19 protein-coding genes are annotated in these 23,099 nt (G+C 49.2%); 13 read left to right on the top strand and 6 right to left on the bottom strand.

The genetic code is table 11. The features are described from left to right. The first annotated feature begins 190 nt into the window (after nt 1–190). The 10 genes from AC07OI_RS04940 to bamC all read left to right on the top strand — a co-directional run bounded on the left by AC07OI_RS04940 (nt 191) and on the right by bamC (nt 11,209). Entirely contained in the window at nt 191–1,138 is a 948-nt protein-coding gene (locus AC07OI_RS04940) for an ABC transporter ATP-binding protein (protein WP_495256466.1), read from the top strand. Between the two features lie 53 nt (nt 1,139–1,191). Continuing rightward, entirely contained in the window at nt 1,192–2,499 is a 1,308-nt protein-coding gene (locus AC07OI_RS04935; RefSeq protein ID WP_492702880.1) for an ABC transporter permease, read from the top strand. A gap of 178 nt (nt 2,500–2,677) precedes the next feature. Further along, nucleotides 2,678–4,957: a TonB-dependent receptor plug domain-containing protein gene (locus tag AC07OI_RS04930; protein WP_495256465.1), complete on the top strand. Its 2,280-nt coding sequence runs from the start codon at nt 2,678–2,680 to the stop codon at nt 4,955–4,957. 157 nt (nt 4,958–5,114) lie between these two features. Then, entirely contained in the window at nt 5,115–5,969 is an 855-nt protein-coding gene (locus tag AC07OI_RS04925) for a 3',5'-nucleoside bisphosphate phosphatase (RefSeq protein ID WP_492702882.1), read from the top strand. A gap of 63 nt (nt 5,970–6,032) precedes the next feature. Then, complete coding sequence (gene htpX / locus AC07OI_RS04920; protein ID WP_495256464.1) at nt 6,033–6,908, top strand: protease HtpX; 876 nt, start codon at nt 6,033–6,035, stop codon at nt 6,906–6,908. A gap of 50 nt (nt 6,909–6,958) precedes the next feature. Then, entirely contained in the window at nt 6,959–7,582 is a 624-nt protein-coding gene (locus AC07OI_RS04915) for an L-threonylcarbamoyladenylate synthase (RefSeq protein WP_492702884.1), read from the top strand. Between the two features lie 82 nt (nt 7,583–7,664). Further along, nucleotides 7,665–8,324, top strand: a complete 660-nt coding sequence (locus tag AC07OI_RS04910; RefSeq protein WP_492702885.1) for a site-2 protease family protein — start codon at nt 7,665–7,667, stop codon at nt 8,322–8,324. A 37-nt stretch (nt 8,325–8,361) separates the two neighbouring features. Further along, nucleotides 8,362–8,985, top strand: a complete 624-nt coding sequence (locus AC07OI_RS04905) for a class I SAM-dependent methyltransferase (RefSeq protein WP_495256463.1) — start codon at nt 8,362–8,364, stop codon at nt 8,983–8,985. A 99-nt stretch (nt 8,986–9,084) separates the two neighbouring features. Further along, a complete protein-coding gene (gene dapA / locus AC07OI_RS04900) occupies nt 9,085–9,969 on the top strand; it encodes a 4-hydroxy-tetrahydrodipicolinate synthase (RefSeq protein WP_495256462.1) in 885 nt (294 codons plus the stop codon). Nucleotides 9,970–10,045: 76 nt separating this feature from the next. Beyond that, on the top strand, nt 10,046–11,209 hold the full coding sequence (bamC, locus tag AC07OI_RS04895; protein WP_492702888.1) for an NlpB/DapX family lipoprotein: 1,164 nt from the start codon (nt 10,046–10,048) through the stop codon (nt 11,207–11,209). A gap of 106 nt (nt 11,210–11,315) precedes the next feature. On the opposite strand, the gene AC07OI_RS04890 is transcribed toward bamC, so the two are convergent. Further along, nucleotides 11,316–11,744: a DUF1841 family protein gene (locus tag AC07OI_RS04890; RefSeq protein ID WP_495256461.1), complete on the bottom strand. Its 429-nt coding sequence runs from the start codon at nt 11,742–11,744 to the stop codon at nt 11,316–11,318. Between the two features lie 110 nt (nt 11,745–11,854). Here AC07OI_RS04890 and AC07OI_RS04885 point away from each other — a divergent pair, with 110 nt between their 5' ends. After that, the gene (locus AC07OI_RS04885) at nt 11,855–12,436 is read left to right on the top strand and encodes a malonic semialdehyde reductase (protein WP_492702890.1); all 582 of its coding nucleotides are present in this window, start codon (nt 11,855–11,857) and stop codon (nt 12,434–12,436) included. Between the two features lie 98 nt (nt 12,437–12,534). Here AC07OI_RS04885 and nth read toward each other — a convergent pair whose 3' ends face one another. The 3 genes from nth to AC07OI_RS04870 form a co-directional block, all read right to left on the bottom strand. Then, nucleotides 12,535–13,182: an endonuclease III gene (gene nth / locus AC07OI_RS04880; protein WP_492702891.1), complete on the bottom strand. Its 648-nt coding sequence runs from the start codon at nt 13,180–13,182 to the stop codon at nt 12,535–12,537. After that, on the bottom strand, nt 13,179–13,877 hold the full coding sequence (rsxB, locus tag AC07OI_RS04875; RefSeq protein WP_495256460.1) for an electron transport complex subunit RsxB: 699 nt from the start codon (nt 13,875–13,877) through the stop codon (nt 13,179–13,181). The genes nth and rsxB overlap by 4 nt, the downstream gene beginning before the upstream one ends. Before the next feature lie 125 nt (nt 13,878–14,002). Next, a complete protein-coding gene (locus tag AC07OI_RS04870; protein ID WP_495256459.1) occupies nt 14,003–15,238 on the bottom strand; it encodes a polyhydroxyalkanoate depolymerase in 1,236 nt (411 codons plus the stop codon). A gap of 547 nt (nt 15,239–15,785) precedes the next feature. On the opposite strand from AC07OI_RS04870, the gene AC07OI_RS04865 reads away from it, so the two are divergent. Together AC07OI_RS04865 and AC07OI_RS04860 are read left to right on the top strand one after the other, a co-directional pair. Next, nucleotides 15,786–20,078 carry a response regulator gene (locus AC07OI_RS04865; protein ID WP_495256458.1) on the top strand — a complete coding sequence of 1,431 codons (4,293 nt, stop codon included), beginning with the start codon at nt 15,786–15,788 and terminating at the stop codon, nt 20,076–20,078. 71 nt (nt 20,079–20,149) lie between these two features. After that, on the top strand, nt 20,150–21,274 hold the full coding sequence (locus AC07OI_RS04860) for an HD-GYP domain-containing protein (RefSeq protein WP_492702895.1): 1,125 nt from the start codon (nt 20,150–20,152) through the stop codon (nt 21,272–21,274). A 68-nt stretch (nt 21,275–21,342) separates the two neighbouring features. Here the strand turns inward: AC07OI_RS04860 and AC07OI_RS04855 are convergent, their stop codons facing one another. Both AC07OI_RS04855 and fdxA read right to left on the bottom strand, forming a co-directional pair. Continuing rightward, nucleotides 21,343–22,413: an NAD(P)/FAD-dependent oxidoreductase gene (locus tag AC07OI_RS04855; protein ID WP_492702896.1), complete on the bottom strand. Its 1,071-nt coding sequence runs from the start codon at nt 22,411–22,413 to the stop codon at nt 21,343–21,345. Between the two features lie 74 nt (nt 22,414–22,487). Further along, nucleotides 22,488–22,811 carry a ferredoxin FdxA gene (gene fdxA, locus AC07OI_RS04850; protein WP_186951675.1) on the bottom strand — a complete coding sequence of 108 codons (324 nt, stop codon included), beginning with the start codon at nt 22,809–22,811 and terminating at the stop codon, nt 22,488–22,490. Nucleotides 22,812–23,099 lie beyond the last annotated feature (288 nt).

The raw sequence follows: 23,099 nt of genomic DNA, 5'->3' as shown, positions 1-23,099 counted from the left end.
GAGTGCAAAAGGCCTGTACGCTTAAAGTGTGCAGGCTTTTTTTGTGCATTTGGTATCATCTGTGGCCATATCTGTTGCAATCTCGCGCATAGCCAAGATTCTTGTTTGCTGAAAAAGCATTGTATGAATTACCATTGCTGACACTGGTTCTTCAAATTGTTCTCAATTGCTCTCCAATAAGGCAAATCCCATGGCTAGCATGCTGCTGGATGTACAGAATTTGACCAAATCTTATGGCGCACGCAAGGTAGTTGATAATGTGTCATTTTCTATTGAGCGTGGGCAAACCCTGGGGTTGCTGGGCCCAAATGGGGCAGGTAAGTCAACCACGGTCAGTATAATCTGCGGATTATTGCAGCCGGAACAGGGTAAGGTATTGCTGGACGGCCAGCCCATGGGCGCAGGCAATAATGCTGTCAAATTCAAAATTGGATTGGTGCCGCAAGATCTGGCGCTGTATGACGAATTGCCTGCAAGAGAAAATCTGAAGTTGTTTGGTGCCTTGTACGGACTCTCTGGCAGCAAATTGCAACAGCGCTGCGATGCGGTACTTGAGCTGGTTAACCTGACTGACAGGGCAAGTGACAAGCCTTCTACTTTTTCAGGTGGTATGAAGCGTCGCCTGAATATCGCCGCCGCACTTTTACACGATCCTGAATTATTGATCTTGGATGAACCTACTGTTGGTGTTGATCCACAAAGTCGCAATGCGATTTTTGACAGTCTGGATGTACTCAAGGCACAAGGCCGTACACTGATCTATACCAGTCATTATATGGAAGAGGTTGAGCGTCTGGCTGATCACATTGTCATTATTGACCATGGCAAAGTCATCGCCAATGAAACGCCGGCAGATTTATACCGTCGCCTGCCTGCAAAGGCAGCATTGCAACTGGATTTGGATGCACCAATCACTGAGGTAGATGTCGCTGCCCTGAGTGTTTTGCCAGGTGTGGATAGCGTGCACATGTCAGACCAGGGCAAGCATCTGGATGTGACATTGACAGAGCATGAGGTAGCGTTTGGTTTGTTGGGTTGGCTGGCAAAAGCCGGTTACAAGACCAATCATTTTGCGACTGCGAAGACTAATCTGGAGGCTGTATTTTTGACTCTGACCGGGCGCAGTCTGCGCGATTGATCCTATTCCTGGAAACCCTATCCTGCAAGCACGTGAAATACTGAGGAATAATAATGACTGCCTTGATCGCACTGATTAGAAAAGACCTGATTCTTTTTCTGGCTGATCGCCGTGCCTTATTGCTTAATCTGGTGATGCCCATCTTGCTGGGCGCGTTCTTTGGATTTGTCACTGGCGGCAGGGAGACGAAAGATGCAGCCAAGATAGAAATTGCAGTGGTCAGCCAGGATGACCATGTCATCAGTCAAAAAATACTCAAGGGTTTAAAAGACGAGCCCACTTTATCAGTCAAGGAATTGCCATTGGAGGAAGCCAGGACCCTGGTATTGAAGGGGAAGTTGAGTGTGGCTGTGCTGATACCTGAGAAATTTGGTGAGCGTGCTGGTGGCGCACTGTTTGGTGGCAGGGAAAAGCCAGAGCTGGACATTTTCTACGATCCTTCACAAACAGCTGTGCTGGCCATGGTCAAGGGCATGTTGACGCAACAAGTCATGCAAAGTGTCAGTGCTGAAATGTTTGGTGGCAAGACCGGAACGACCTTTATTGACCAATCTTTGCGAGACCTGGAAAAGATGGGGGATGCCAATAAAAATAAAGGGGAGTTGCTCGACTTGCTCGGTAGTGTGAAAAAATTTCAGCTTAGCCAGCAGTCGGATAAAGATGCAAGTGCAGCAAGTTCGTCTGCTTCTGCGGCAAACACAGGATTGAGCATGCCCTTCGTCACTAAAGATCAGGCCATGACAGCGGGTGATCCCGTCACCAATAAATACAATGGCTATGCGCATTCATTTGCTGGTATGAGTGTGCAATTTATTCTCTTCATGGCGATTGACGCTGGTATAGGCATACTCCTGGCCAGGCGGCTGGGATTGTGGAATCGATTATTGGCAGCACCTGTTGGCTTGAATACTGTGTTGATTGCCCGGGCGCTGTCATGTGCCTTGATTGCCTGCGGTCTCATGTGTTTTATTTTCCTGGCCGCTGTTTTTGTATTTAATGTGCATATAGCGGGAAGCTTGCCCGGATTCATAGGTGTCGTGATTTCTTTTTCACTGATGACTGCCAGCTTTGGTTTGCTGATTGCCGCCTTCGGGAAAACACCTGAAGCAGCGCGTGGTATTTCCGTATTCGCGACCTTGATCATGGTCATGCTCAGCGGTGCCTGGATGCCTTCTTTCATGTTTCCACAATGGTTGCAGAGCCTGACGTTGATCGTGCCTACACGCTGGGCCGTGGATGGCCTGGATGCCATGACCTGGCGCGGTCTGGGTTTGGAGGCCGCTTTGCCGGCAGTCGGTGTGCAACTGGCTTTTGCTGCTGTTTTCGGTGCAATTGCGCTATGGCGTTTCCGTAAGAATTGAATTAACCGTAACTCTTGTCTGGTATCACAAAGTAACCAATACGAGTCGCTGTTTCAATTCTATACAAATATGAACCAGTCTTTGCTGGTATTCAAGCTTGCTTAAAAATACAATCTCGACATGAGAACATGGGCTTAGCCTGTGTTCATGCAGTTTTGTATTTTCTTGTTTGAAGCCTATGTATCCAAAATTTAGATTGCGTACCCTGACACTGGCTGTTGCCAGTGTTTTCTCGGTCACCACGTTTGCTTATGCGCAGACGACTACTCCTGAGTCCCCTAAAACCACTGAAGAAAATACTCAGGACGCCAAGGTCAAAGCCAAAGCGGGTGATAAAAAAGCAGATGCGCCCGCTGTCAAAGACACTATACAGAAAGTTACCATCAGTGGTGGCCGCACTGACCAGGAAGAGCGCCGTCAATCTACTGCTGCCAAGATTATTTTTGGCAGAGAAGAGCTGGACAGGAATGGTGACAGCAGTCTTGGTGAGGTACTCAAACGTTTGCCAGGTGTGACCGTAGGCGGACGCCCCGGGCGTGGTGGTGATATACGCATGCGCGGCATGGGTAACGGTTATACCCAGATATTGCTAAATGGTGAAAGGGCGCCCCGTGGTTTTTCCATGGACAGCCTGACGCCAGATCAGGTTGAGCGCATAGAAATTATCCGGGGTACTGTTGCCGAATATAGTACCCAGGCCGTTGCAGGTACCATCAATATTGTCTTGCGCGAAGAATACAAGCAAAAAGATGTGGATTTGAAATTCTCCCTGGGCTATGAACAGGGCAGGCTGGCACCAAATATATCGCTGACTATGCCTGGCGAAATTGGTAGTTTGTCCTATGCCTTGAGTGGTTCGGTATTTCAGAATCGCCAGCATGATGATGGACGTACATTTACTTCTGAAAAAGATCCTGCTGGCAATGATGCTTTGATACAGAATCAACAGGATCAAACCAATCGCAAGACTACTGGCATACATTTAACGCCGCGCTTTAATTATAAATTTGAGAATGGCGACACCTTGACGATGCAGCCCTTTCTGATGAATTCGCGTAGCGATTCCAGCGGGCAGAGCGAGGTGGATCAGATATTCCGTTCGGCGACACTGATTGCTCCTTTGCCTTACGCATTGGCGACATCGTCCACTCATGCAGAAACAACTTTCCTGCGCGGTTTTGGCAACTGGCAGCATAAGTTTGAAGACAATTCCAAACTGAACATCAAGTTCGGTGGCGGTGCTGGCAAGATGGATAGTTCTTCACTGCGCTATCAGTTCGATAAAGACGGCAAGCAGATTGATGTCATTAGCGATGTCAATAATACCCGTGACAGCAGCATCAATACTGGCGGTAAATTCACCATGCCTTATGGTGAAGGCCATACTCTGGCGGCAGGCTGGGATCTGGAGGCTGGCAAGCGTACACAGACGCGGGTATCACTGGATAATGGTTTGCCACAGTTTGCAGAATCTGGTGATAACCTCGACGCCAGTACCCGTCGCCTGGCCGTTTTTGCACAGGATGAATTTGATATCAGTCCGCAATTTTCTGCTTATGCAGGTTTGCGATGGGAAGGCATTAAAACCAGCAGTACGTCTGCGGGCAGAGTTATTGATAATAGCAGTAGCGTATGGAGCCCAGTGCTGCATGGTGTCTGGCGCATTCCTGGTGCGGGCAAGGACCAGGTCAGAGCCAGCCTGACGCAAAGTTATCGTGCGCCAGCATTGAATGACCTGATTGCTTTGCCCAGTATTTCAAATTTAAACAGCCCTACGCGCCCTGATCGTACCGGTAATCCATCCCTGAAACCGGAATTGTCCAAGGGTATTGATCTGGCTTTCGAGCATTATTTGACGCGTGCAGGCATTGTCAGTGCCAATTTCTTTGTGCGTAATATTGATGACCTGATACGCAGGCGCACTGTGCTGACAAATACCAGCACTGGTTTGCGCTGGGTTTCATCGCCTGTCAATATTGGTCATGCAACTACCAAAGGCATAGAGCTGGAAGCGAAATTCCAGTTGCAGGAGTTCTTCCCGGATGGGCCCGCTATCGATGTACGCAGCAACTACAGTCGTTTTTGGTCCAGCGTGGATGATATTCAAGGGCCGAATAACCGTCTTGACCAGCAGCCAACACAAACTGCGAATTTTGGCCTGGATTATCGTCCTGCAGGTATCCCGCTGACGGTTGGGGGTAATATCAACTGGACGCCAGCTTACGTCATACAAAGCAGTGATACGCAAGTTAACACTACAGGCATTAAGCGCCAGCTGGATTTTTATGGTCTGTGGAAATTCAATCCAAACTTGCAGGTGCGCCTGTCTGCCAATAATCTGCGTGCCAATGATTATCTGACCAGCAGCACCGTGACAACCGGTGGTATTAATCATATTGATTACAACACTTCCAAAACCTATACCACCTGGACTTTGCGGGTAGAAATGAAGCTTTAAGTGGGACAAGCAAGTATAGGATCGTGCAGTGCAGCACGATCCTGTCATGGGGAGTACAATGCTTGGGTAGGGCGGTGCATGTATAAGTAATTCCTGGCTAAAACAGGCAGTCTGGAAAAAATGAACACCGTCAGCCTGATTTTCCATAGTATTCATCATGTTATCTCCAGAATTAAATGCCGATCTGCATAGTCACTCCATCGTCTCTGATGGTGTGCTTGCTCCTGCGCAATTGGCCGAACGCGCCAAGGCGAATGGTGTAGACGTTTGGGCACTGACTGATCATGACGAAGTGCGCGGCATTCCGGAAGCGCGTGCGGCTGCCCTTGATCTGGGCATGGGATATATACCTGGCGTTGAAATTTCTATCACCTGGGCTGGCAAAACCATCCATATCGTCGGCCTGAATATCGATGAAACCAATCCTGATCTGGTCAATGGCCTGGCACAAACACGTTCGGGCCGTGAACGTCGTGCACGTGACATGGCGGCGGAGTTGTTAAGCAAGGCTGGAATAGCAAACAGTTATGAAGGTGCGCTCAAATACGTCGGCAACCCTGACCTCATTTCGCGCTCGCATTTTGCCCGTTATCTGGTCGAGATTGGTGCTTGCGCAACAGTATCAGATGTATTCAGGCATTATCTGGCTGACGGCAAGCCTGGTTTTGTGCCGCATCGCTGGGCAACGCTGGGTGAAGCTGTTGCCTGGATACGTGGCGCTGGTGGCGTGGCTGTAGTGGCGCATCCGGGGCGCTATGACCTGAGTCCGCTGGCATACGACGCCTTTTTTACCGAATTCAAAAATCTTGGCGGTCTGGCAATAGAAACCGTGACAGGCAGCCATACCGTAGATCAGTATGATGAGTACACCAGGATTGCTGCTCATTATGGCTTCTTGTCCTCACGTGGTTCTGACTTCCATTCCCCGCAAGATGCAGAGGTGGATATAGGTCGCTTGCCAGCCTTGCCTAAAATGGCTAAACCAGTGTGGGAGCAGTGGTCTCTGTCTTGAAATTGATGATCTAAGCCATATTTAACAGAGTATGAATCGTGTGATTTCCCGTGGGAGGTGTTCATGAAACGTATAGTCCTGTTTTTGCTGACAAATCTGGCGGTTATCGCCGTCATGTCTGTTGTACTGTCCGTGTTGGGCGTTAACCGGTATCTCACCGCGAATGGCCTGCAATTGTCGACACTGTTGGCATTTTCTCTGGTGGTTGGTTTTACTGGTGCTATTTTCTCCTTGCTGATCAGTAAGCCTATGGCAAAATGGTCAACGGGTGCCAGGGTCATTGAATCTCCGTCTACCTCTACTGAACTGTGGCTGGTCAATACTGTCAAAGCCTTGTCAGAGAGAGCCGGTATCGGCATGCCTGAGGTGGCGATATATAATGGTGAGGCAAATGCCTTTGCCACCGGTGCTTTTAAAAATTCAGCGCTGGTTGCTGTTTCTACCGGCTTGCTGGAAGGCATGACGCGGGAGGAGGTAGAAGCCGTACTCGGTCATGAAGTTGCGCATATCGCCAATGGCGACATGGTGACCATGACCTTGATACAGGGTGTGCTGAATACTTTTGTCGTTTTCCTGGCGCGAGTGGTAGGTTATGCTGTCGATAAAGCAGTATTTCGCAATGGTGATGACGACAGGCCGGGTATAGGCTATATGATCACGGTGTTCGTATGTGAAATCCTGTTCGGAATTGCTGCGTCGATGATCGTTGCCTGGTTTTCGCGTCAGCGTGAATTTCGTGCAGATGCCGGTTCGGCGAATTTACTTGGTAACCGCCAGCCCATGATGCATGCGCTGGCGAGGCTAGGTGGTTTGCAACCAGGCGAGTTACCAAAATCCATGGCGGCGTCCGGCATAAGTGATGCACCGGGCTGGAGTGCTTTGTTCTCTTCGCATCCGCCACTTGAACAACGTATTGCCGCACTACAGAACATGCGTTAATTTTAGTCATTATTATGCGGCGGTAGCTGAGCTACCGCCTTTATTCTTTTATGAGCCAATTTTTTCAAATTCATCCTGATAATCCGCAACTGAGATTGATCAAGCAGGCAGTGCAAATTATTGATAATGGTGGCATCGTTGCTTTGCCTACGGATTCTTGCTATGCGCTGGTTTGTCATCTGGACGATAAGGATGCAGTCACGCGCCTGCGTAAAATCCGTGGCGTTGATGAAAAGCATCATCTCACTTTGCTGTGCCGCGACCTGTCAGAAATTGCACTCTATGCCAAAGTTGACAATAGCCAGTACCGCATGTTGAAAGCCGCGACACCTGGGCCATATACTTTCATACTGGAAGCGACCAAGGAAGTGCCGCGTCGCCTTAGTCATCCTTCACGCAAGACTATAGGCTTGCGCGTGCCAGAAAACTCCATTACCCATGCCTTGCTGGAAGAGTTGAAGCAACCCTTGCTGGGCACAACACTGATCTTGCCTGAAGAAGAAGAGCCTTTGACTGATCCTGAACAGGTCAGGGACAGACTGGCAAAACTGGTTGACCTGGTCATTGATGGCGGGGCCTGTAGCCTGGTGCCGACGACCGTGATTGACATGACTGGTGGCGCCCCGGAACTGGTACGCCAGGGGCGTGGCGATATTGCTCTTTTTGGTCTTTAAGTTGCAAAGGACAAGTGACAAGCTTGTTCCGCAGCACTACTGATAAGATTTTTTTTTCTTTGTAACCACTTAGAGCTGATTCATGAATGAACTGATACAAACCGTTCTGGTTTATGCACTGCCTGTCGTTTTCGCCATTACTCTTTATGAGGCTGCACGTGGTTATGCGGCACGCTATTTCGGCGATACAACGGCGCAGGCACAAGGACGTTTGAGTTTTAATCCCCTGGTGCATATTGATCCTATGGGAACGCTGGTCATTCCTGTCGTTCTTTATCTGGTGACCCAGGGCGCATTCCTGTTTGGCTACGCCAAGCCCATGCCTCTGAATTATTCCATGCTGCGCGATCCAAAAAAGAACTTGAAATGGATAGCGCTGTCTGGGCCAGCGGTTAATTTGCTGATGGGATTTGCATGGATGCTGTTGTCCATCGTACTTGTCGCTCTGGCTGTGGAAGAGCCTTTTTTTGCAAAAATGGCGCGTGCCGGCGTTGTGACTAACCTGGCCATGTTTGCTTTTCATTTATTGCCGATACCACCGCTTGCTGGCGGGCAGATTTTGCTGAGCCTGTTGCCTCATGCACAGGCCTACAAGTTTGCGAAGATAGAACCTTACTGTTTCTTTATCCTGATAGGTTTGGCATTGTTGCAGGTATTGCAGTACTGGATGATTCCTGTGATGACATTGGGCGGCTATGTTTTGCAGTTGCTGGCATCACCATTTATCGCGCTCTTGACTTGAATATTCAGTTTGCGCAAGTGCGTATGTTGGTCACGTGGTGTTTCTTGTTTTGAGAATGGGGCAGATGATGCAAGTAAAATTGGCTGAGGCTGTCACTCACCAAAGTCCCAATCCTTCTTCATGGTTGCAGCGATTTTCTCATTTGCTGCAGGCGCAGAGCGGGGTGGTGCTGGATCTGGCTTGTGGTAGCGGTAGAAATAGTTTTTATTTACATTCATTAGCCTTGCCTGTTCATGGGTTGGACAGGGATGGGCAGGGGTTTCCTGCGCTGAATGATCTTGGTATCAAGACGCAACTCCATGATCTTGAGGCTGGTGATGCAGGCTACGATTGGCCTTTTGCCGATCATAGTTTCGCCGCTATCGTCGTCTGCAATTACCTGCACCGGCCATTATTTCCGCATTTGCTCGCCAGTCTGAAACCGGATGGTCTGCTGATTTATGAAACCTTCGCTGCCGGTAATGAAAATTTTGGTAAACCCTCTAATCCTGCTTTTTTATTGCGTCCGGGCGAACTTCTGGCGCAAATGCAGTCTAATCCCCAAGTGACTATGTCTGTCATTGCTTACGAAGATGGCTATGTCGGGCTACCAAAAGCTGCCATGGTGCAGCGTATTTGTGCCAGAAAAACTGAAAAAATCAGTGTTTTGGATAAGCTTTGAAGCAAATGCTCACAAGTTTAGAGGCTTATTCCAGCTATTTGCGCCCCGATTAGCAGCGTATCCGCTACAATCAGGGTTTTACTTTTTTCTTGCATTAACATGACAAAGATTCAGGGTAGTCTGGTTGCGATCGTAACCCCCATGCATGCAGATGGCAGTCTTGATTTGCCTTGTTTGCGCAAATTGATAGATTGGCATATCGCCGAAGGCACAGACGGTATCGTCATCGTAGGCACGACAGGTGAGTCTCCCACTGTTTCTGTTGAGGAACATTGCGAATTAATACGTGTAGCGGTCGAACATGCCAATAAACGCATCCCTATCATTGCCGGTTCCGGTGGTAATTCGACAGAAGAAGCAATCAACCTGACCAAGTTCGCCAAACAGGCTGGTGCCGATGCTTCTTTGCAAGTCGTTCCTTATTACAACCGTCCTACTCAGGAAGGCATGTATCAGCACTTCAAGAAGATTGCTGAGTCCGTTGATATCCCTATCATTTTGTACAATGTACCTGGCCGTACGGTTGCAGATATGTCGAATGAGACTATACTGCGCCTGGCACAAGTGCCTGGCATTATTGGTGTCAAGGATGCAACGGGTAACATTGCCAGAGGCACAGATTTGATACGTCTGGCTCCTGCTACTTTCGCTGTGTATTCAGGTGATGATGCAACTGCAGTGGCGCTGATGTTGTATGGTGGCAAGGGTAATATCTCGGTCACGGCCAACGTTGCTCCCAAAGCCATGCATGAATTGTGTGCAGCTGCCATGCGTGGTGATATCAAGGAAGCCATTGCCATCAATAACCGCATGATTCCTTTGCACAATAAATTGTTTATTGAGCCCAATCCATTGCCAGTGAAATGGGCGATGGTGGAAATGGGTTTGATACCAAGCGGTATCCGTCTGCCTTTGGTGACAATGGCTGAGCAATATCATGAAACCGTTCGCGCAGCGATGCGTGAGGCTGGTGTATTACAATGATTCCCCTGAACGGCTTGGAAACTTGCACGTTTGCTTCACGCAGTTTTAATTGATACTAATACGTAGGGACTTTCACATGGCAAAAAGCTTTGTTGCTAAAAACGGCATCATAGGCGCATTGGCGCTGGCAGGTTTGACTGGCTGTAGTTCAATCGGCAATATTCTCGAACCAAACCGGATCGACTATAGAAGCGCCAGTAAGGCAACGACCGCATCCCTTGAGGTGCCACCAGATTTGACGCAAATTCGACGCGATAGTCGTTTTTCCATCCCTGAAGCAAACAAAAGCAGTGCTACAGCCTCCAGCTATAACCTGGAAAGAGGAAATAAAGTCGCCAGCAATTCTGGTGTAGTCGCGCCCAAGCAAGTCCAGAACATGCGTATAGAACGCAATGGCAATGCCCGCTGGCTGGTAGTCAAAGACACACCTGAAGCCTTGTGGCCACAGTTGAAAGACTTTTGGCAAGAATTGGGTTTCCTGATCAATGTAGAAAATCAGGAAGCTGGCGTCATGGAAACCGATTGGGCAGAAAACCGCGCCAAAATCCCTCAGGATATTATCCGCAGTACTTTGGGCAAGGTGCTTGACTCTTTGTATTCGACAGGCGAGCGTGACAAATTCCGCACCCGTCTTGAGCGTGGCGCAAATGGCGAGGTAGAAATTTATATCAGCCATCGCGGTGCGCAAGAAGTACTGGTTGGTGCGCAAAAAGATGGTACGGTATGGACGCCACGTGCGGCTGACCCTGGCCTTGAAGCTGAGTTCCTGTCGCGCTTGATGGTGCGCCTGGGTACAGATGGTGAAAAAGCCAAGACTGCAGTGGCGACACCTAGCGCACCAGGCAAGCCACACTCGCAATTGCTGAAGGTCGATGGCAAAACTTTTGTTGAAGTGGATGAGGCATTTGACCGTTCGTGGCGCAGGGTAGGTCTGGCACTGGACCGCATAGGCTTTACAGTGGAAGACCGTGACCGTTCCCAAGGCTTGTACTTTGTCCGTTATGTTGATCAGGACATTGATGCCAAGACCAAGGGGGCCAGCGAAGGCTTCTTCTCCCGCCTGTTCTCGTTCGGTTCATCCAGCGATGCAGCCAAGAATGCACAGAAATACCGCATCCTGGTCAAGAACACGACCACTGGCGAAACCAGCCAGGTATCTGTACATGGCAGCGATGGCAAGGTTGAATCCTCACCAGTGGCAGATAAAATCCTGCAACTCTTGAACGATCAACTGAAGTAATTGCTTGTCACACAAAAAAAAGCGAGGCTCAGCCTCGCTTTTTTGCTTTGTGCCACCAGAAAATGTGTCTGCAAATCCTGTTATTGTGCAACAGCTTAATTGCAGCTTAACTGCAGCGCATCTTCAGCGACTCGATATAAGCTTGCCCATCTGGCGGCAGCCCCGTCCTTTGTGAGTTCCAGATCATTTCCCCCAGGCATTCCATGATTTCATGGTGTGCCTCGTGCTCAGACTGATGTTTTCTGGCCAGTAGCTGAAATGCCTGTCTGATACCAGGCGGTTGGTCGACCGAGATTTGTTCGGCTATTGATAAGTGCATGGACAAATGCAAAAAAGGATTGGTTTGCCCCTGATCCACGCTGTAGTTCGCTTGCAGAGCCTGCTCGATGTCTGCCAGATCATGATCATATTCAGGATGCTGTCTGATCCAGTCAGAGGCAATGATTTCCAGTGGCGTCAGTATCAGGTTTTCACGGGTTTTCCTGAAGGTTTCACAAAAAAAACGGCGTACATCGTGCTGGCTAGGGGTGAACATGAACAAGTCCAAATTAAAAAGTGCGCCTATTGTAAAAGGTATTTTCTTTTGCTGCCCTGAAGCTTTTGGTGACTTGGGTTATTATCCACCGATTATTTGAAAGGAAGCCCATGTTATCCAAAGATGCTCTCGACACCTTGTTTACCAATGCACGTACCCATAATGCCTGGCTGGACAAGCCAGTCTCTGATGCGCAATTGCAAGAAATATATGACTTGATGAAGTGGGGTTCCACTTCTGCCAATTGTTCACCGGCACGTATCGTGTTTGTCAGGTCGGATGCAGAAAAGCAAAAATTGCTGGGCTGTGTTTCCCAGGGTAACTTTGAAAAAACCAAAACTGCGCCAGTAACTGCCATCATAGGCATGGACATGGAATTTTTCGAAAAACTGCCACAGTTATTCCCGCATGCCGATGCCCGCTCATGGTTTGCTGGCAACCAGGCCAACATCGATGCGACGGCTTTCCGTAACTCGTCCCTGCAGGGGGCTTACTTCATGCTTGCCGCACGTGCAGTAGGGCTGGATTGCGGTCCTATGTCAGGTTTTGACGCAGACAAGCTCAATGCAGCATTTTTTGCCGGTACTACCGTCAAAGTTAACTTCATTTGCAACCTGGGTTATGGCGATGCGCAGCAACTGTTTCCACGTTCACCCCGTTTGAGTTTTGACGAGGCTTGCAAGATCGTCTGATCCACTTGTTCAGTATCTGAACATTGAGGTTAAAACAAGAAGCGCCTGCAATTTTTTTGCAGGCGCTTTGTTTTTGTGTTGCTGTTTTCTTAGATTACTCAGACCGTTTCAGGCAGGGGTGTTTTTTGCTTGAATTCACACAGATCGGCAATCATGCAATTCCAGCACTTGGGTTTCCTGGCGATGCAAGTGTAACGGCCATGCAGTATCAGCCAGTGATGTGCATCCTGTTTGAATTCTTGAGGCACAAATTTCATTAATTTTTGTTCGACGATATCGACGTTCTTGCCAGGTGCAATGCCAGTGCGGTTCGATACCCGGAAAATATGTGTATCCACAGCGATGGTAGCTTCACCAAAGGCTGTATTCATGACGACATTGGCGGTTTTCCTGCCTACGCCCGGCAAGGCTTCCAGTGCCTCGCGCTGGCGCGGCACTTCACTGTTATGCTCAGTCATCAGGATGCGGCAAGTCTCAATGACATTCTTGGCCTTGGTACGGAACAGGCCTATGGTCTGTATGTAAGGGATCAGCCCGTCAACACCGAGAGCATGGATTTTCCTGGGCGTGTTGGCTACCGGATAAAGCAGGCGGGTAGCCTTGTTCACCGACACATCAGTGGCCTGTGCCGACAACAGGACAGCAATTAATAATTCAAATGGCGTTGTGTATTCCAGCTCAGTGGTTGGATGAGGGTTTTGTTGTCGCAGACGTTCAAAAATGGCCTGACGCTTTACTGCATTCATTCTTTATCACCTTCTGCTTTATCTTCGGATTGCGCTTGCAGTTTTTTAATGCGCGCTCTTTCTATGGCTGCTGCAATGATGGCTTTCTTGCGTTCTTTACTGGCGATTTCTTCGGCACTCATTGCAGGTTCAGTTTCCATTGCGATCAGCTTGGCCGCAGCCTTGGCAGCCAGGCGATCATCATTCTCCTGTTTTTCGCGTATCAGTCGCTGATTACGCAATGCATAAAGTTGGCGTGACTGATCTGCTTGTGCCTGGCTCCAGGCATCCCAGCCAGTTTTACCTGTGGTGATGGGTAGCATGCTGATGCAATCGACAGGGCAAGGCGCAACGCAAAGATCGCAGCCGGTACATAGTTCATTGATGATGCTATGCATTTGTTTGGGTGCACCGATAATCGCATCGACCGGGCAGGCCTGTATGCATAGTGTGCAGCCTATGCAGTAAGCTTCTTCTATCTTTGCGACGGGTCTTTCGCGCTCAAGTCCATGGCCGATATCCAGTGGAATGACCGCTTTGCCCAGTATGCTGGCAAGACGTACTACACCCTCCTGACCACCTGGCGGGCATTGATTGTGGTTGGCTGTGCCATTGGCCATGGCTTCAGCGTAAGGGCGACAGGCAGGGTAGCCACATTTGGTGCATTGGGTTTGTGGCAGGGCATTTTCCAGCTGGTCTGCAAGAGAATCTGGCACGGTAATCACAAGAAACAATAGAGAGCCGTGATTATCCCCCTAAACATCAGAGGCTACAATCAGAGTCTGCAAATGAAAAGACCACGACGCTTTCAGGGTCGTGGTCTTTGCTTATGATCCGGGAATCAAGAATGTTCTTTAATGAATTCGCCGATTTTCGGGCAAATGATATCGCGCCAGCGACGGCCAGAGAAAATACCATAATGTCCTGCGCCGGGTGCGACATAATCCTGTTTCATATTAGCAGGGATGCCGCTGCACAAATCATGGGCTGCCTGGGTTTGGCCCGGACCAGAAATATCATCAAGCTCACCCTCTACCGTGAACAGGGCAACGTTCTTGATATCTTGTGGCCTGACCAGCTTGCCTTCGACTTCCCAGGTGCCGGTCGGCAGGCGGAATTCCTGGAACACGGATTTAATGGTTTCCAGATAGTACTCGGCAGGCATATCCAGTACCGCATTGTACTCGTCATAGAATTTGCGATGCTGTTCAGCGGACTCATCGTCACCCTGTATCAGGTGCTGGTAGAAGTCCCAGTGACTTTGTGCATGGCGGTCCGGGTTCATCGCAACAAAGCCGGTATGTTGCAAGAAACCAGGGTAGACCTTGCGGCCATAGCCAGGGTAATTTGCTGGCACACTGTAGATCACGGTGTTCTCAAACCAGGAAAATTTCTTTTCCGTTGCCAGGTTATTCACCTGCGTTGGTGATTTACGCGGATCAATAGGGCCGCCCATGAGTGTCATGGTCTTAGGCAGCAGGGGATCTTTGGCCGTCGCCATCAGGGAAATCGCAGCCAATACCGGCACAGTCGGTTGACACACGGAAATCACGTGTGTACCGGCACCCAGATAATGGATAAAGTCCTGGACGTAATAAATATAGTCATGCAAATGGAAAGGGCCGGCAGACAGGGGCACCATGCGCGCATCAGTCCAGTCGGTGATATACACGTCGTGCTTGGGTAGCAAGCCGCGTACGGTATCACGCAGCAGGGTTGCGTGGTGACCAGAAAGAGGGGCAACCAGCAATACCTTAGGCTGGTTCAGCTTTGTCAGTTCTTTGTCACTCAAGACTTTCTTGAAGTGCAGCAGTTTGCAGAAAGGCTTGATCACCGCTGTACTTTGCGCAATCTCGACTTCTTGCTTGTCTATGGTGGTAGATGTAATACCGAATTCTGGTTTTTCATAGTCTTTGCCCAGTCGGAACAATAATTCATAGCCTGCAGCTATGCGCTGCGAATAAGGCGTGTGCGCCAAAGGCGAGACTGGATTGGTGAACAGTTTTGAAGATGCTTCCGCCCATTGAGTCAGGGGATTCAAAAAGGCGCGATTGAGCTCATGAAATTGATAAAGCATAGTGAATCTTTCAAATAGGGGGCCACGCATTCATCTGGCAAAAACAGGATAGCTAAGGCCAAATGACACAGGGCGAAACAAGCTTAGAAAAAACACTTAATCGAACTGTTGCAATGCATCATAAACCAGTTTTAAAAATTTTTGGCTGAGCAAAAGACTTGCGCAAGTTGTTGGTGTGAATTAATGTTAAATTATTGATTTATATGCAATGATTTCTTGTGGAAATGTTGAAATTTAAGTTATTTTTCATGAGTTGACCATTTCTGTCGCTGTTTCTTTGGCATTCTCAAAACTTAAAACCGGTTGATTTGCTTATTTATTCAGTTAAAAGACACAGTTTCTGGCTATGTTCATCCATAAGCAGGTCACTCGCATTAATATTGCAGTATGTATAGCGTCTGGTGAAATACAGAGCCTGGCAAAAAATGGGTATCAGACAGGTGCATGTATGCAGGCCGCCAGTAGAGATGTAAAGGTCTTCAAATAGGTTTTCATAGGTTCAATTTGTTTTTTCATTGCATCATTTCTTTCTGAAGAGCTGAGTAGAATGAGTAAAGATAGTTCTCTAGCAGAAATCCATTGGCGCGAGCTTTGCCTCGACGCTCTGGACTTGATGCGCGATAACCCGGCAGACGGCCGCAAGATTGCCGTTGCCATGCGCCAGCAAGAGCCTGGCAAGTCCAACCCGACGGCTTTGATTGCTGCAGACCTGATCGATGCCTTTGCTGATTATTTTGATGACCACATGGAGCAGGCTGCGCCCGTATTCGATCGCGCGGCAACTTTGTTCGAATCAGTGGATGAGCATGAAGGCATGGCGTTCGCCCTGTTTGGCACGGTGGCGGTCTGGCGTCGCCGTGGCCAGGTGCAGGACGCTTATGCCCTGTGTCATTCACGCATCGTGCCTGCCTTGCGCATGAAGGTCAGCCGTATTTCTGTCGTCGTCTATAACACCCTGGGTATCTTGTCGCAGGAACTGGGATATACCGAAGAAGCCATACGTCATTTTTACACTGCATTGAATGATGCGCGTGCGCTGCAAATACCCAATCGCGTCGCGCAAGTGACAGCCAACCTGGGTGAAATTTTTTACGTCAGTGGCAATGCAGAAGATGCCGAAGTCCTGTTGCAGGAAGCCAGGGACATTGCTGTCAATTCCAGCGAACGCTGGCTGGCACCTTTTGTGTCCACCATGCTGGCTTTGTGCAAAGTATCGCTCGACAAATATGAAGAAGCCTACCAGGCCATTGCCTCGTATATAGGTGGCATCAAGAGTGGTGAGAATGCCGATAATTCTAGCCGCGCCTTTTGCTTGTCAGTCGCGGCCTATACGCTGGCGATGCGTGGCCAGGTGGATGAGGCCGACAAGCTCAGTGAAACTGCCATGGGTCTGCTGGACAGCTTTGAGGATAAACACCTGAAGCCGTATAGCTGGTGGGTCAGTGGCCACCTGCATCGCAGCCATAAGCGTTACCCTGAAGCCATACGTGATTTACGCCGTGCCGTTGATGAAGTCGGTGGCAATGGTTATATCTATATGCCACTGCGGGCTATCAAGGAATTGTCTGAGATATTTACTGAACTGGGTGAATGGAAGGAAGCCTATAACGAGCAAAAGCGCTATCTTGACTTGTTTGCCAAGGCGCAAGGGCTGGCAACCCGTGTCCATGTACAAACCTTGCACATCAGGAATGAGTTGAAAGAAGCCGAGCTGGCACGGCGCATGGCTGAACGTGCCATGGTTGAGCGTCGCCAACTGGAAGACGAGCTCAAGCGCATACTGGCCGAGCGTGAAACCATATTGGAAAATTCCATCGTCGGCATGGTTTTCCTGAATAATCAGGGGCGCGTGCAATGGGTGAACACACCCTTGTGCCAGATATTTGGTGTCGCGCGCGACAACGTACTGGGTGCTTCGCTTGAACCTTTCTATGAGTCGCGTGAGGCCTATCTGGAATCGGGAGCTTTGGTCAATCAGTCTGTTCTGAAGGGCGAAGCGTTTGAAACTGAACTGAAAATGCGACGCAGTGATGGCACCTTGTTCTGGGTGCATTTCTCAGGTCGTGCCGTTGATAAGACCAACTTGACCCATGGCACGGTGTGGGTGGTCATGGACATTTCTGCCCGTCGTCAGCTCGAAGAAGACTTGAGCAAGTCTGAGCAACACTACCGTCAGCTCATCAATAATGTGACGGAAGGTATTTTGGTGGTGCAGGATGGTCGCATTGTTTTTGCCAATCCGCGGGTGCAAAGTTTGACGGGTTATGGTGCTGAACAACTGGCGCAAATGTCTTTCATTACGGCGATTTATCCGGATGACAGACCGATGGTGATCGACCATCACACACGACGTTTGCGTGGTGAAGATGTTGAGCAGTACTACCACTTCCGCATCGAAAATCATCAGAGCAGATCCATCATCTGGGTAGAATTGTCTGCAGTCATGATTGATTGGGAAGGGCGTCCGGCAACCTTGTCTTTTGTCTCGGATATCACGCAGAGAAAACTGCTTGAATCCCAGCTTAAGGAAAGCATGGCTGAACAGATCCGTCTGCAGACCCTGCAAATGCAAAATGAATTGAAGGAAGCCGAAATGGCGCGCCGTCATGCAGAAGAGACGACGGAAGCCAAATCCATGTTCCTGGCCAACATGAGTCATGAAATCCGCACGCCCATGAATGCCATTATAGGCATGGCACATCTGGCCTTGAGAACGGAACTTAATCCCAAGCAAAAAGACTATGTGGAAAAAATCCACAAGGCGGGGATTTCCTTATTGGGTATCATCAACGATATTCTGGATTTCTCCAAGATAGAAGCGGGTAAGCTAAATATCGAGCAGGTTGATTTCAATCTTGACGATGTGCTCAATAATATCTCTGCCGTAACGACCGATAAGGCTGATGAGAAGGGACTGGAATTCCTGTTCCGCGCACCGCCGGATATCCCTCGTTATCTGAATGGTGATCCATTGAGATTGGGGCAGGTCTTGATCAACCTCATCAACAACGCCATCAAATTTACCGAGCAGGGAGAAATCTATGTGACCTGCCAGACGCTGGAGATGGCGGGCGGTAAAGTCAAACTCAAGTTTGAAGTGCGTGATACCGGCATAGGCATGTCGGAGGAACAGTCTGATAAATTATTCCGCCCCTTCAGTCAGGCTGATGAATCGACTACCCGCAGATTTGGTGGTACGGGATTGGGCTTGTCGATTTCCAAGGGTATGGTCGAATTAATGGGGGGCGAGATAGCACTGCGCAGCGAAGCAGGGCGCGGCACTTGCGTATACTTCACCGGATGGTTTGGCATTGCCCAGCCAGTCGTGCAGCGCCAGGTGGTGCCGGGTGCCATCAATGGCATGCGTTTATTGATTGTGGATGATAATCCTGCCGCTGCCGAAATCTTGCAGGAAATATTAACCGAATTACCTGTCGATATTGATGTCGTCAGTAGTGGTGCCGCCGCTTTGCAGGCTGTCAGGGAATGCAGTCTTACCCACCCTTATGGCGTGATATTTACCGATTTGCGTATGCCAGAAATGGATGGGCTGGAGCTCATTACTTATTTGAAACGCGATGGTTCCCTGCAACCTGCTCCCTTGATGGTGCTGGTCAGTGCGCATGGGCGTGAAGAGGTCAGCTACCGGGACGATATCGCTTTGCCCGATGGATTTTTAACCAAACCCGTGAATGCCTCTACACTGGTGGATTGCCTGGTTGAATTGTTTTCCAGTACCAATTACGCGATACCTGTCAGTCACGGCATTCTGGTGCCTAAATATACTGACTTGCGTGTGCTATTGGTTGAAGACAATGAAATCAATCAGCAAATTGCCCGTGAATTGATGGAGGCCGCGGGTGTTGCCGTCGATATTGCCGGTAATGGCAAAATTGCTGTGGACATGGTGAATAAGACCAATCCCGAGTATTACGGCGTGGTGTTCATGGATGTGCAGATGCCAGAGATGGATGGACACGAGGCCACCCGCTTAATCCGTGCAGATACCCGTTTTAATGACTTACCCATCGTCGCCATGACGGCGCATGCGATGGTGGAAGAGCGCGAGCTTTGCTTTGCCTCCGGCATGAATGCGCATCTCGCCAAACCTATCAACCCCAAAGAGCTGTACCACGCGATTTCGCACTGGTGTCCGGATCACGTGACTGGCAGCAATTTTGATAATGTGCAAGTGCCGATACAAGACATCAGCAATAGCTTGCTGATCGAGGGAATTGATGTCGAAGAGGGTTTGAGCCGCACTCTGGGCAACCGCTCATTTTATCTTGAGCTGTTATCGCGGTTTTGCGATGACCAGCGCAATGTGGTTCAACATATCCGTAATGCACTGGAAGCAGGCGACCATTTACTGGCAGAGCGCCTGGCGCACACTCTCAAAGGGGTGGCTGGTTTGATAGGTGCCAAAGCCATACAACCTTATGCGACAGAACTTGAATTGAAATTGCATGACAATGCCAATATAGTGGAGCTGGCATCAGTGCTCGATGGATGTGCGCAAACTATGTTGATCACCATCAATGCCATAGATCAGGTATTGGCGCTGGAAAAATCCTCAAACAAAACCGAAGCCAAGGTGGTGGAGCTGTTGCCGGTTGATCATGAGCTCATGCAAGACTTACTTGTAAAATGCTGTAACTTGTTGCGTGATTACGATGGCGAAGCGGTCGACTTGCTGTTAGAGTCAGGAGATATGATTGCCAATGCTTTTGGTGTCGACGTGCAAAAGCAAATCATGCGTGCAGTCAGACAGTTTGACTACGATGTAGCCCTGAATTTATTAAGCAATAGTGCGAAAAACCTCGGTTATGAAATACTTTGATTTGATGGTATCCAGTTTGATGCATGGCATTCACGAGAATGCGGGGCAATTACTTCTTATCGGGGTGATGTATGAATGAAGTATTCGATCAAAATGCCAAACAGGTAGTCCTGATAGTTGACGACACGCCCGATAATATCTCGCTGTTGTCGGGTCTGTTGAAGGATCAATACAAAATCAAGATCGCCACCAATGGTTTGAAAGCTTTGCAAATTGCGTCCAGTTTGCCGGGTCCTGACCTGATTTTGCTGGATGTCATGATGCCGGAAATGGATGGCTATGAAACCTGTCGTCGCCTGAAGACAGATGCTGCTACCTCGGATATACCTATTATCTTCCTGACGGCTAAAAGCCAGGTGCAGGATGAAGAAATGGGGCTGCGTCTGGGAGCCGTTGATTACATCAGCAAACCTATCAGTCCGCCTATCGTGCTGGCGAGAGTCGCAACGCAATTGAATCTGGTCAGGGCGCGCCATTTATTGCAAGACCAGAACAAGCATCTGGAAAGCCTGGTGCAGGACAGAACCCGCAAACTGGGCAAGATGCAGGACGCCATCATCATGGCCATGGCTTCACTGGCCGAGACCAGGGACAATGAAACCGGCAACCATATTCGCCGTACTCAAAACTATGTTGCAGCACTGGCACGTAAGCTCAAAAACCATGTCCGCTTCAGCAATGAACTGACAGATGAAAATATAGACTTGCTGTACAAGTCGGCACCATTGCATGACATAGGCAAGGTGGGGATTCCCGATAATATTTTGCTGAAACCCGACAAGCTGACGTCAGAAGAATTTGAAGTCATGAAGCTGCATACTGTCTATGGACGAGAAACCATACTCTCGGTAGAGAAATATTTGGGAGAGAGTAATGAGTTTTTACGCTTCGCCCGTGAAATCACCTATTCGCATCAAGAGAAATGGGATGGCTCAGGTTACCCGGAAAACCTGGTGGGCGACGCCATACCCCTGTCTGCGCGCCTGATGGCAGTGGCCGACGTGTACGATGCCCTGATCTCGCGCCGCGTCTATAAGCCCGCATTTTCGCATGAGGAGGCAATAAGCATCATGCGTAAGGGGCATGGGACACATTTTGATCCTGATATCCTGGATGCCTTCCTGCAGATTACGGACGAGTTCAATCAGATTGCCAATCAATTCAAGGAGTCTGATTCCCACGTCCCGGCAAACTGATCTCATGAATTTGGACAAGAAAAAAGCGCAAATATTTCTTTGCGCTTTTTTGTTTGACAGTTTCCGGATTAATCGAAAACAGGTGTTTCCACGCCCAGGATTTTGTGCAACTTTGGTGATGTGGTGGTGTATTGCATGTGGATTTTCTTGTCAGGGAAAATATACGGTGCAGCACCAAACGCAGCCAGTGCAGCTTCATGGAAGCCGGACAGGATGAGTTTTTTCTTGCCGGGGTAAGTGTTGATATCACCCACGGCAAAAATGCCAGGTACATTGGTTTCAAACTTCTCGGTATTGACGACCTTCAATTGCTTACGTTCTATGTCCAGGCCCCATTCAGCGATAGGGCCGAGTTTTGGTGAGAGGCCGAAGAAGACCAGCAAGGTATCCAGCGGCATGCGGCGGGTGACGCCATCAGCACCAGTAACCTTGATTTCAGACAGCAAATCATCTTTGGTTTCTATGCCTGTCACCTGGCCTATGGTGAGTTGCATTTCATAGTTGTCGCAGAGTTCTTTCATCTTGGCGACAGAAGCAGGCGCAGCGCGGAAATCTTCACGGCGGTGCAGGACAACAACGGATTCAGCCTTGCCAACCAGGTTCAACGCCCAGTCCAGCGCAGAGTCGCCACCACCGCAGATCACCAGGTTTTTACCATGGAACTGGGTAGGGTCTTTGACGCGGTAGAAAACCTGCGAGCCTTCAAATGCTTCTATACCTTCAACCTTCAAAGTGCGTGGCTGGAAGGACCCGACACCAGCAGCGATGAAAATAGTTTTAGTAATAAAACGTGTACCGGTGGATGTTTCCAGGTCGAAGCGGCCATCTTCGCGGCGCTCAACCAGAGTCACTTCCTGACCCAAATGGAAGGTTGGCTCGAAAGGCTCGATTTGCTTCAACAGATTGTCTGTCAGTTCCTGGCCTGTGCACACTGGCACGGCAGGGATGTCATAGATCGGTTTGTCTGGATACAGCTCTACGCATTGGCCGCCGACGACTGCCAGGGAGTCAATAACGTGTGCCTTGATTTCGAGCAAGCCGAGTTCGAATACCTGGAACAGCCCAACAGGGCCTGCACCGATGATGACGGCATCTGCTTCAATGGCGGCGTTGGCCGCGGTAGTTTGTTTGTTTTCCATACGACTAGATGATTCCTGATATTGCGGATTTGTTTGAGCCGATTAACAAAAGCCCGTATTGCTTTTCCAGATACTTATTTGTCCAGATATTGCAATTTGTCTTTGACGTCTTTCCAGTCGTCTGCATCTGGCAAAGGAGCAACGGTCTTGGTAATCGACGGCCATTTGCGGGTCAGGTCGGCATTGATCTTGATAAATTGCTGTTGATCTGCCGGGACATCTTCTTCGGCAAAAATGGCGTTAGCCGGGCACTCTGCAACGCACACGGCGCAATCGATGCATTCGTCTGGATCAATGATCAGGAAATTCGGGCCAGCACGGAAGCAGTCCACCGGGCACACATCCACGCAATCGGTATAGCGGCAGCGGATGCAGGATTCGGTCACAACGTGGGTCATAACAGTCCAATCTAAACTAAAAATTCGGGATTTAGGCGCAGTCTAAGCGCAAAAAATAGGCTTAGGGCTGCAAAGCCTTGTATTTTAAGGCAATTTAGCAGTTCTCACAAATCAGGCTTATATAGTTTGCGCATAAGCAAATGCAGCCGAATCAAGGCGCTTTGCTTCTGGTGCCTGCCCAAAGTGAGCAATTGTAAGTCAATTATTAATTAGCCAGCTTGATTTGCGTCATTGGCATGAATTTTCTTGCAGGAATTATAGCCTGGATGAAAGTTGTTGAACTGCTAT

Source organism: Undibacterium sp. GW821-FHT07F11 (assembly GCF_059418665.1).
Note: the sequence above shows the minus strand (reverse complement) of the source record. Positions and strands in the feature narration are given on the sequence as shown.